The 6,964-nt window shown below is 60.1% G+C and carries 7 protein-coding genes; 6 read left to right on the top strand and 1 reads right to left on the bottom strand.

Annotated features, from left to right (window positions below; genetic code table 11):
* Position 1: 1 nt before the first annotated feature.
* Genes H1Y01_RS00400 through H1Y01_RS00390 form a run of 3 tightly spaced genes read left to right on the top strand, consistent with a single transcriptional unit; the run spans position 2 to position 1,154 of the window.
* A complete protein-coding gene (locus H1Y01_RS00400; RefSeq protein WP_180538117.1) occupies positions 2–328 on the top strand; it encodes an ArsR/SmtB family transcription factor in 327 nt (108 codons plus the stop codon).
* A 2-nt stretch (positions 329–330) separates the two neighbouring features.
* The gene (locus H1Y01_RS00395) at positions 331–795 is read left to right on the top strand and encodes an SRPBCC domain-containing protein (RefSeq protein ID WP_180538116.1); all 465 of its coding nucleotides are present in this window, start codon (positions 331–333) and stop codon (positions 793–795) included.
* Positions 795–1,154: an iron chaperone gene (locus H1Y01_RS00390; protein ID WP_180538115.1), complete on the top strand. Its 360-nt coding sequence runs from the start codon at positions 795–797 to the stop codon at positions 1,152–1,154. Before H1Y01_RS00395 ends, H1Y01_RS00390 begins: the two co-directional genes overlap by 1 nt.
* Here the strand turns inward: H1Y01_RS00390 and H1Y01_RS00385 are convergent.
* Complete coding sequence (locus tag H1Y01_RS00385) at positions 1,145–3,058, bottom strand: FecR family protein (protein ID WP_180538114.1); 1,914 nt, start codon at positions 3,056–3,058, stop codon at positions 1,145–1,147. The two genes, H1Y01_RS00390 and H1Y01_RS00385, sit on opposite strands and share 10 nt — an antisense overlap.
* 318 nt (positions 3,059–3,376) lie before the next feature.
* Between H1Y01_RS00385 and H1Y01_RS00380 the strand changes: the two genes are divergently transcribed.
* The 3 genes from H1Y01_RS00380 to H1Y01_RS00370 form a co-directional block, all read left to right on the top strand.
* Complete coding sequence (locus H1Y01_RS00380; protein WP_180538113.1) at positions 3,377–5,194, top strand: M61 family metallopeptidase; 1,818 nt, start codon at positions 3,377–3,379, stop codon at positions 5,192–5,194.
* Positions 5,191–6,336 (top strand): serine hydrolase domain-containing protein, encoded by a 1,146-nt coding sequence (locus tag H1Y01_RS00375; RefSeq protein ID WP_180538112.1) that lies wholly within the window; start codon positions 5,191–5,193, stop codon positions 6,334–6,336. The genes H1Y01_RS00380 and H1Y01_RS00375 overlap by 4 nt, the downstream gene beginning before the upstream one ends.
* 5 nt (positions 6,337–6,341) lie before the next feature.
* Positions 6,342–6,964, top strand: a 623-nt coding sequence (locus tag H1Y01_RS00370; protein WP_180538111.1) for a hypothetical protein, incomplete at its 3' end; no start/stop codon positions are given.

Genomic DNA, 6,964 nt, shown 5'->3' with positions numbered 1-6,964 from the left:
CTTGGACCGTACGTTCGCAGCACTCAGCGATCCCACCCGCAGAGCCATCCTGTCCCGGCTGGCCGGCGGAGAGGCGACCGTGATGGAGTTGGCTCAACCGTTCGCGATGAGTCAGCCCGCAATCTCCCGGCACCTTCGAGTCCTGGCGGAAGCCGGCCTCATCACGCGCCGGGTCGAAGGAGCGAAGCGTCCGTGCCGGCTGGCTCCGGGGGCTATCGCGGAGATTGACCGATGGCTCGACGTTTTGCGGAATGCTCTGGAAACGAACTACGCGCGGCTGGATGATGTTTTGGCAGCACAGACGAAGGAACGAAAGGACGAACTATGACGATGACGAAGATGACTCTGAAGACCGAAGGCGACACACATGTGGTTGTGAATCGCCGATTCGCCGCCTCGGCGGAAGCCGTTTATCGCGCGCACACCGAGCCCGCGATCATCCGGAAGTGGCTGCTCGGACCCGAAGGCTGGACGATGCCGGTATGCCTGAACGATCCGCGACCCGGCGGCACCTTTCGCTATGAATGGGCCAACGGCAACGGCCAGGGGTTCTACATAACCGGCCGGTATCTCGCGCTCGATCCGTTCCGCCGCATCGTTCATGTGGAGCGCATGCATCTGCCGGATCCCACGCCGGAGAACCACGTCGAAACCACATTTGAACCCGACGGCGACGGCACCCTGATGACGATACGGATGACGCTGCCGGACGCCAAGACACGGAAAGAAATGCTGGCGTCAGGAATGGAGCACGGCATGGAAGCCAGCTACGTTCGGCTGGAAACGATCCTTTGATGACGGTTTTCGAGTCGGTGGACGACTACATCGCCGCGCAGCCCGTGGCGGCTCAAACCGTTCTCAAGCTGGTTCGAAGCACCGTCCGCCAGGCTGTTCCACGCGCCGAGGAAGTGATTTCCTACCGAATGCCGGCGTATCGATTGCGCGGCGAAATCGTCATCTATGTCGCCGCCTGGAAGCGCCACTACTCGCTGTATCCGGTCGCAGCTAGGCACTTAGAGGCATTTAAAGATAGCCTCCCAACTTGCGAGCTTAACAACCGCGGAACACTTCGCTTCCCTTTCGCGCAGCCCGTTCCCGTAGACCTGATCGCTCACATCGCGAACATCCGCGCAGACGAAGTTCGTCAGCGATGATGTCCGCCGCCACCGCCACTGTGGCCGCCGCCGCTGGAATGGCTGGCCGGGGCCGAATAGTGCGGGCTGCTGCTTGACCTTGGAGCTGAATAGCTGGGTGCCGACCGCGGCGCACTAGCAGACGGGCCACTATAGCTCTGCGTCGCGTATCCCCTGGGTGAACTGTAGGAACCCGGCGATTCGTACGACCGATTCCGCATGATCGGCGGCGCGATCCGAATGGATTGGCCCTCGCCCCGGTAGCTTTGCCCGCCGGCAGCCGTCGTACCGAAGCGTCCCCATCCGGAGTTTTCGCGTGGAGCGGCGTTTGCGGCGGCACCGCTCGGAGTTCCAAATCGGCTCCAGCCCGACGCGGACGCGGCACCATATGTCTGACCGCCTGGAGCTGCGGAAAATGTCCGGCCCGCCGTTGCGGGCGCTACCTGCGCGCGGCTGGACGGCGACGTGGCACCTGAGGTTGATCCATGCGAGAAGTACTGAGCCGTATTTCTCTGGATCGACTGCTGTTGCTGGGTAAACGATGTCCGTTGAAGTGGAACTGAAGGATTTCTGGAATAAAACGATGTATTCGCAGTACTTCGCGGCACAACGGATGTCGCCCGATTGGAGAACCGCAAGTTGTTTGCGGTCGGTGCGATCGGCATTGCGCCGCGAACCAGTCCCGCCTGCCGAAGATCCCCGGCGCCCACGCGCGTGATCGCTCCATTAAACCGACCGGCAGTGAAGGCACCCGCGGCGATGCCGCTAACCGCCCCAGCCACGCGCGCGTTTCTATAAGCGTTGTATATGTTTACGTTAGCTATGTGAAAGCCAGTTCTGAACCCTCCGGCGAAGATGCCGCGGCCATACCAGGGGCTGAATCTCTCAAAAGGAGCCAGCGGAACCCAACCGATGTTGCCCCACCCGCCCAAGCCGAAGCCGATGCCGAAGTGACCGAATCCGAAAAACGCGACCAGCGCCGGTCTCCAAAATATGGGCCGATAGATCGGTCCGGGATACCAGCACCACCCTCTTCCGCCCCGAAACCACGAACCATAGTGGTACGGCGCCCAACCCCAGGGTTCATAACCGAGCCAAGTCCATCCATAGTAGTCTTCCCAAACCCATCGGCCGTCCTGATACGGAGCCCAGTCGGCCGGCTCTTGGGGCGACCAAACCTCGCCGTACGTCGGGTCGTTCACCCACTGCCCGTAGGTATCCAGATCCTCGGCGCCCGCCATTTCCGGGTTCACATATTGATAACTCTGCGCGTGATCGGAAGCCTGGTCGCGGCTCTCGTTCCATCGGTCCCACTCGTCGGGAGCGGTTGCCGGCACCACCTGATACTCGGGGTCCTGCGGGCCGCCGCGAACAAACATGGTCTGACCTTCCGTGAGCCGGTCGCTTCCCTTCTCGGTGAAGGCTTGGAGCGAGCCATGGCGCACGGTGAGCACGCTTTGGCCGTCATCGCGCACCCAGAAACGGTAAAGACCGCGGCCGAGCGGACGCGCGGAAACATTCGGCGTGCTGATTTCAACTTGCAGGCGGCTCTCGCGGACCACGCTCCAACTCACCGTCCCGTGGGCGATTTCGATATGCACCCGGCCCGGCTGCAGTTCCGCAATCCGCACTTCCGCCTCTGTACCCAGACGGATCCGGTTGGCGAAATCAAGTTGTATCTCCGCGCGGGCGCCGGGCGCCGAAGCGATCACATCGCCGGCCATCAACGGCGCGTTGGGCGCTGCGGCCACGGCGTCATTCGAATCGCCGCGGCGAATCGAGACGTCTCCATTCACCAAGCTCACGCGTGCAACGGGCGGACCGGCAACATCCGGCGGAACATCGCCGGCGCCAGGTCCGGGGGGAACCGGCCGGGGATTATAAGTGCCCTGTGGCCCGCTCGTTTGATCGAACGGCTGGTCCAAGGGTTGCTCGTAACCCGCATCGCCAGAACCGGCGTCGCTAGAAAAAGACGCGGCCAGCGGCGGTTGTTGGGCAGAAACCAGCGAACACATGCCCGCCAGAGCCAAGGAGAAAGGTAACCGGATACCTAATACTGCCATCAACCGCCGCATAACCGCTACTCTCCTGCAAGCATCGACGCTGCCAAAGGGAAACTGGTTTCGTTACAATGATTTAGCTCCGTTCATCGAACTCTTCAATGGTGCAAAACCACCACGGCCGCCTAACCACGGCCGCCTGGAAAGGATGCGCGATAATCAACCGTGCGAGGAAATGCACTTATGGGCATCGCTGCATTTGCCGTCCTGACGAGCGGAAACGCGGCGCCCGCTGCGGGGCCGGTGCGGTACACCGTGCGATTCCCTGCTCCATTTACCCATTACGCCGAAGTCGAGGCCCAGATTCCCGTAAATCCGGGCGAGACGGCCGTCGACTTATTCCTTCCGGTTTGGACGCCTGGATCTTACCTGGTTCGAGAGTATGCCCGAAACCTGGAGGATATTCGCGCGTTCGATGCGGACGGTAAGCCTCTAGCCATCACTAAGACACGAAAGAATCGATGGCGCGTGACGATACCGGCCGGGACGGGCGTGCGTCTGCAGTATCGCGTTTACTCGCGCGAAATGACCGTGCGTACCAATTGGGTGGATGAAAACTTCGCCCTTCTGAACGGGGCCGCTACCTTCGTTACCCGGCTGGGTGATCTGAACCGCGAACATGATGTCCAAATCGAATTGCCCGCGGGGTGGAAGCTTTCGATTAGCGGGATGCAGGAAACGGCGCCGAACCAGTTTCACGCGCCGGACTACGACACTCTGGTGGATTCTCCGATCCTGGCCGGAAGTCCCACCGTCCATGTCTTCCAGGTTGCCGGCAAGAAGCATTACCTTGTAAATGAGGGCGAAACGCCTTTGTGGGATGGCGATCGAGCCGCCCGGGACGCACAGAAGATCGTCGAGGAAAACTTGAAGATGTGGGGCTCCCTGCCCTATGAAAAATATGTGTTCCTCAACCTTATTACCGACGCGGGTGGTGGCTTGGAGCACAAGAATTCGGTGTGCATGATGACGGGCCGCTATGCGACGCGGACACGCACCGGCTATCTCGGCTGGCTCGGCTTAGTTAGTCACGAGTACTTTCATGCCTGGAACGTCAAACGGCTGCGCCCGGTAGAACTTGGTCCTTTCGATTACGAAAATGAGAACTACACCGCGAACTTATGGGTAGCCGAGGGAGTAACCAACTACTACACCGATTTGAACGTCCGCCGGGCCGGTCTGTCGAGTACCGCTGAGTATCTTGGAACCAATGCGCTGCCGACGGAGCGTGCGGGGCTATCGGCGTTTATCTCCACGCTTGAAACGACGCCGGGGCGGCTGGTGCAGCCGCTCCAATCGGCCTCCTACGACGCTTGGATCAAGGAGTACCGTCCGGACGAGAATTCCGTCAACTCGTCGATCAGTTACTACGTGAAAGGCGCGGTCGCGGGATGGTTGATCGACGCCCATATTCGCCACTTAACCAATGGCGCGAAAAGCCTGGATGACGGGATGCGGCTGGCTTACTCGCGATTCAGCGGCGCGCACGGATACGCCACCGACGACTTCGTTCAAGTCATAAGCGACGTGAGCGGAGCCGACTTGAAACCGTGGTTTCGGACGCTTCTGGAAACCACCGCGCCGGTGGACTATTCCGAAGCGCTGGACTGGTTTGGATTGCAGTTTAAGAAGCCGGAACCGCCCAAAAGCGATGGTCGCGTTAAGGCTTGGCCCGGGTTTCAGACGCGAACCGACAACGGCCGCTTGGTAATCAGCGCAATTCCACGGGACACGCCGGCCGCGGCCGCGGAACTGAGCGTCGACGATGAGATCCTGGCGATCGACAATTGGAGAGTAACTCCGGACGGCTGGGCGAAACGGCTGGAGCAGTACGCGCCGGGGGATTCGGTCGAACTTCTAGTAAGCCGACGGGACCGGATTTTAAGGGTTCGGATGAAGTTAGGTGAAGAACCGGGCCGTAAGTGGCTTCTTGAAGTCAATCCGCACGCTACCCAGCAACAGAAGGAGCACCTTGCCGCCTGGTTGTGGAGTCAGGCTTGAAACTCGCTCTTCCACTCGGGCTGGTTGTGCTTGGAGCGTTTGTGGTCGGAACTGTGGCAGTGGCAGATCAGGTCTTCGATATAAGTACCGACCTCGACTCGGTGCGAAAGCAGAACGATGTACCTGCGTTAGTTGGAGCCACCGTGACCAGCCGTGGGTTGGAAGCGATCGGCGCGGCGGGCGTGCGCAAGTTAGGCGCACCGGATAAGGTTACGGTTACCGATCAGTTCCACCTCGGATCCGATACCAAGGCGATGACGGCCACGCTGCTCGCAATTTTTGTCGAGCAAGGGAAACTCTCTTGGAAGGATCCTCTGGAGAAACTACTCCCGGACCTGAAGTCAACCATGAACTCCGCTTATCGCCAGGTAACATTGGAGCAGTTACTGGCACATAGGGCGGGCTTATCGGACGCCACAGCTCCGAAAGGTGTGAGCCTGCTGCAACTCCGCCAATGGTCCGGTTCCCTGCCCGAGCAACGACGCAGGTATGCCGCGGCCGTACTGTCGGAAGCTCCGGTGAATCGGCCGGGGAGCACATTTCTTTACTCGAATCGAAGCTACATTATTGCCGGCGCGATCGCGGAACGAATCGGAAACGATAGCTGGGAAAACCTCATGACCGCGCGGCTGTTCAAGCCGCTTCATATGGATTCTTGCGGGTTCGGAGCGCCGGGAACTCCGGGACAAATTGACCAGCCATGGCAACATCTCGTAACTGGGCCCCTTCGAACTCCCCTTCCCCCTGGTCCTCTCGCTGATAATCCGCCATTAGTCGGCCCGGCCGGCACCGTGCATTGTTCGATTGGCGATTGGGCTAAGTTCGCGCAGGCCCACTTACGCGGAGAGAAGGGCGAATCCGGCGGCATCCTGACTCCCGAAACGTTTCGTTATCTGCACACGCCGATCATGGGCGGAACTTACGCGTTCGGATGGATATTGGTGAACCGTCCCTGGGGCGGCGGCCGTGTTTTGACTCACGCCGGCAGCAACACGATGAGTTTCGCCGTGATCTGGCTGGCGCCGGTGAAGGACTTCGCCGTTCTGGTCGCGACCAATCAAGGCGGAGAGGCCGCCGCGAAAGCGTGTGATGATGCGGCCACCGCTCTAATTCGCAAGCACGTCGGCGCGGCGTCGGAGTAACAACCATGGCTGATCAACCAACGCAGGCGTTCGTGTTTTATGATCCGACGGGGAAACGTTGGAAACGTTTCAGCCGGGCGCTGCAAACGGCGGGAATCGGATCGTTCTTGCTGGTGGTCGCGTTCTTACTGGCCTTGTTCGCTAACTACAAACTCCCGGCGATTGGATTACCTCAAACGCAGATCGCCACGCCGGCGCAGGAAGAAGTCCGATCGATCGTCCGGGGCGAGAAGGTGGCGCGCAACGTCCCGTTCAAAGCGCAAAGAGACATGCGGCACGATGCTCACGACCTGAAGTATGTAAGATCGGCCTCGCCGGTAATGCATCCGAAGCAGGCCGCGAAGATCGCCGAAGGAAAGCCTTACGTCTTCGGGTTCTATGTGAATTGGGATAGCTCCAGCATCGTATCTCTACGGATTAACTTAGCGCATCTTACCCACCTGCTTCCCGAGTGGTTTGTACTGCAAAATGCCGCGGGGGATATCGACGATCAAAGCGACGAGACCGTCACCGTGATCGCCCGCCAGGCCAACCTGCCGATCATCGCGATGCTCACCAACTACCGCGATGGATGGCAGGCCGAGGACGTCCGCCGCATTCTGAAGAGTCCCGAGCTGCGGCACACCCT

Origin of the sequence: Nevskia soli, from assembly GCF_903970205.1 — a bacterium.
In the GTDB taxonomy this organism is placed as follows: domain Bacteria; phylum Acidobacteriota; class Terriglobia; order Bryobacterales; family Bryobacteraceae; genus Bog-113.
This window is presented reverse-complemented; position numbering and strand designations above follow the sequence as displayed.

Bases quoted from the DNA above. Each gene is read 5' to 3' on its own strand.
- H1Y01_RS00395 (WP_180538116.1), top strand. From the start codon at position 331: ATGACGAAGATGACTCTGAAGACCGAAGGCGACACACATGTGGTTGTG.
- H1Y01_RS00390 (WP_180538115.1), top strand. From the start codon at position 795: ATGACGGTTTTCGAGTCGGTGGACGACTACATCGCCGCGCAGCCCGTG.
- H1Y01_RS00380 (WP_180538113.1), top strand. From the start codon at position 3,377: ATGGGCATCGCTGCATTTGCCGTCCTGACGAGCGGAAACGCGGCGCCC.